The sequence below is a fragment of the Streptomyces sp. NPDC054961 genome, from assembly GCF_053609145.1.
On record NZ_JBSGWY010000029.1, the window covers coordinates 1 to 3,341 of the forward strand.

The window sequence follows — 3,341 nt, forward strand, 5'->3', positions numbered from 1 at the left end:
CTTTTTGGCGTTGATTTTTGGCACGCTGTTGAGTTCTCAAGGAACGGACGCTTCCTTCGTTCCCGTTTCCGGGCCCTCCGGGCGCTTCCTTCGTTCTTGCGTTTCCGACTCTATCAGAGTCGGTCTCGCTTTGTTTTCGCCTTCCAGGTCATTCGCTTTCGCGTTTTCCCTTTCCGGCGAGTCCGACTCTATCAGTCCTTTTCCGTCTCCCTGACCACTCTCCGTCGTGCCGAATGGGCATACGAAAAGAAGTCGAGATCAGGATCGGTGATGAAGAGAAGGTTGCCCGTCCATCGGCTGTTCGCGAAATGTTCACGCGGAGCTTCCTGGCGGGAGTCACGACAGTACAGGCCCGCCAGTGCCCAAGCAAATCGGTTCAGGCGTATGGTCTAGTCCACTAGGTTGTCATCCGATCAGCTCGGGACCTCCGTCGGTACCCCCATGAAGGGGGACACTTCGGGCGGAACCGGGACATCCAATGACTTACCCTTCTCAAAGTACGCCGTCCAGGACTGGTTGTGACGGCGACACGAAGAAGCCCCACCCCCTGGGAGGCCCCCATGACCAGCGTGACGTCCCCACTTGCCGGGACCGCCATCGGACTCGCGGCAGTGCCCGATCCGGTGTTCTCCGGCGCGATGGTGGGACCGGGCACCGCTATTGATCCCGTACGCGAGCCTGCGGAGGCGGTGTCTCCCGTCGACGGTGTCATCGTCTCCCTGCACCCGCACGCGTACGTCGTCGTCGACGGCGAAGGCCACGGTGTACTCACGCACCTCGGCATCGACACCGTTCAGCTCAACGGCGAGGGCTTCGAGCTCCTCGTCAACAAGGGCGACACCGTGACGCGCGGCCAGGCCGTCATCCGTTGGAACCCCGCTGCGGTCGAGGCCGCCGGCAAGTCCCCCATCTGCCCCGTGGTGGCACTGGAAGCGACTGCCGATTCCCTCACCGGCGTCGTCGAGACCGGAGCTTTGAAGGCCGGAGACGCCCTCTTCGGCTGGCAGTGACGTATCCGCCTGCTCGGGCGAACTGGACATCCAACGCGGCGGGTGGACCCGCCGCTCAATCGGAGACGGGTGAAATGGAGACAACGCTGCGAGGCGTCGGCGTGAGCCACGGTGTGGCGATCGGCGAGGTACGGCACATGGGCACGGCGGTTCTCGAGCCGCCGGCGAAGCAGATCACCGCGGACGAGGCGGAGCGCGAACAGGGGCGCGCCCGTCAGGCCGTGGAAGCTGTGTCGGCCGACCTGATCGCGCGCGGCCAGCTGGCCGGTGGCGAGGCTCAGCACGTGCTCGAGGCCCAGGCGATGATCGCCACGGACCCCGAGCTGATGGCGGACGTCGACCGGCGGATCGCCGTCGGCAGCACCGCCGAGCGCGGCGTGTACGACGCGTTCGCCGCGTACCGCGTCCTGCTCGCGGGTGCCGGTGAATACATGGCCGGCCGCGTGGCCGACCTGGACGACGTGCGCAACCGCATCGTCGCGCGCCTGCTCGGCGTGCCGATGCCGGGCGTGCCGGACAGCGACGAGCCGTACGTGCTGATCGCGCGGGACCTCGCGCCCGCCGACACGGCGCTGCTCGACCCGGCGCTGGTCCTCGGTTTCGTGACCGAGGAGGGCGGCCCCACCAGCCACAGCGCGATCCTCGCCCGGGCGCTGGGCGTGCCGGCCATCGTGGCGCTGCCGGGTGCCGGCGAGATCGCCGAGGGCACCGTCATCGCGATCGACGGCAGCACGGGCGACCTGTTCGTGGATCCCTCCTTGGAGAAGCGGGCCGAGCTGGAGGCCGCGGCCGCCGAGCGCAAGGCCGCTCTGTCCGCGTCGTCCGGTCCGGGCGCGACGTCCGACGGCCACAAGGTGCCGCTGCTGGCCAACATCGGCGGTCCGGGCGACGTGCCCGCGGCGGTCGAGGCGGGGGCCGAGGGTGTGGGCCTGTTCCGCACCGAGTTCCTGTTCCTGGACGACAGCAAGAAGGCTCCGACCGAGGAGAAGCAGGTCGAGTCCTACCGCAAGGTCCTCGAAGCCTTCCCCGAGGGTCGTGTGGTCGTTCGCGTCCTGGACGCCGGCGCCGACAAGCCGCTGGACTTCCTGACCCCGGCCGACGAGCCGAACCCGGCTCTGGGTGTCCGTGGTCTGCGCTCGCTGCTCGACCACCCGGACGTGCTGCGCACGCAGCTCACCGCGCTGGCCAAGGCCGCCGCCGGGCTGCCGGTCTACCTCGAGGTCATGGCCCCGATGGTGGCCGACCGGGCCGACGCCAAGGCGTTCGCGGACGCGTGCCGCGACGCCGGTCTGCGGGCGAAGTTCGGCGCGATGGTGGAGATCCCCTCCGCCGCGCTCCGGGCGCGCTCGATCCTGCAGGAGGTCGAGTTCCTGTCGCTGGGCACCAACGACCTGGCGCAGTACGCCTTCGCCGCGGACCGTCAGGTCGGCGCCGTGTCGCGGCTGCAGGACCCGTGGCAGCCCGCGCTGCTCGACCTGGTCGCCATGTCGGCCGAGGCCGCCAGGGCCGAGGGCAAGAGCTGTGGTGTCTGTGGCGAGGCCGCTTCCGACCCGCTGCTGGCCTGCGTGCTGACGGGTCTGGGTGTCACCTCTCTCTCGATGGGTGCCGCTTCGATTCCCTACGTGCGGGCGACGCTCGCGAAGTACACCCTCGCGCAGTGTGAGCGTGCGGCTGCCGCCGCGCGTGCCGCGGACAGCGCGGAGGAGGCCCGTGTGGCCGCCCAGGCGGTGCTGTCCGGCGAGTAGCCGGACGGCCCCGGAGGGGTCGATCCCGAGTCGAGGGGCCTTCGCCGGTGGCGAGGGCCCCTCGGCCGTTCGCGGCCACGAGTGCGCCGGCCCCGCGGGCCCGTCCGGGTCAGTGGGGCGGCCCCGGTTCGTCCACCTCGTATCCCGGGCAGTATTCGACGCCCGGCTCGGGGGGTACGGGCTCCCCCGTGTCGGCGTCGGTGCAGTAGGCGTTGAACACGGCCGCCGCGGAGAGCGGTACCAGGCGGCCGCGGTCGAGACGCCAGCCGTGGACCCGGTCCCGGGGGCCGGGCCCTTCCGAGCTGCTGCGCAGTACCAGTCCCCCGGGGCCGCCGAGTGCCAGGCCGGCGGCGAGGACGGTAACGAAGTCGAGGCTCTCGCGGCCCCCGATGTGCGGCGATCCGTCCGCCCGGGTCCGCGCGTTGAGGGCGGCGACGAGCTGTTCGCCCTCGGTCGGGACGCTGCACACCAGGTGGTGGTGGGGCGGGGGCGGCCCCGGCGCCCGGGGGGGGGGGGGGGGCGGCGGGGGCGCCCCGGCGGGCGCCCCGCGGGGTCTCCCCCCCGGCGGCGCGCGCGCGCCCCCCCG

3 protein-coding genes are annotated in these 3,341 nt (G+C 71.1%); 2 read left to right on the forward strand and 1 reads right to left on the reverse strand.

Annotated elements, in window-relative coordinates:
* The first annotated feature begins 560 nt into the window (after positions 1-560).
* Together ACWF9Z_RS24225 and ptsP are read left to right on the forward strand one after the other, a co-directional pair.
* Entirely contained in the window at positions 561-1,010 is a 450-nt protein-coding gene (locus tag ACWF9Z_RS24225; RefSeq protein WP_453605115.1) for a PTS sugar transporter subunit IIA, read from the forward strand.
* 74 nt (positions 1,011-1,084) lie between these two features.
* A complete protein-coding gene (gene ptsP, locus ACWF9Z_RS24230) occupies positions 1,085-2,755 on the forward strand; it encodes a phosphoenolpyruvate--protein phosphotransferase (RefSeq protein WP_453605116.1) in 1,671 nt (556 codons plus the stop codon).
* 109 nt (positions 2,756-2,864) lie between these two features.
* On the opposite strand, the gene ACWF9Z_RS24235 is transcribed toward ptsP, so the two are convergent.
* Entirely contained in the window at positions 2,865-3,224 is a 360-nt protein-coding gene (locus ACWF9Z_RS24235; RefSeq protein WP_453605118.1) for a hypothetical protein, read from the reverse strand.
* Positions 3,225-3,341 lie beyond the last annotated feature (117 nt).

What these genes read in the sequence shown, in the direction of transcription:
- ACWF9Z_RS24225 (WP_453605115.1), top strand. Translation starts at nt 561, where the DNA reads ATGACCAGCGTGACGTCCCCACTTGCCGGGACCGCCATCGGACTCGCG.
- ptsP (WP_453605116.1), top strand. Translation starts at nt 1,085, where the DNA reads ATGGAGACAACGCTGCGAGGCGTCGGCGTGAGCCACGGTGTGGCGATC.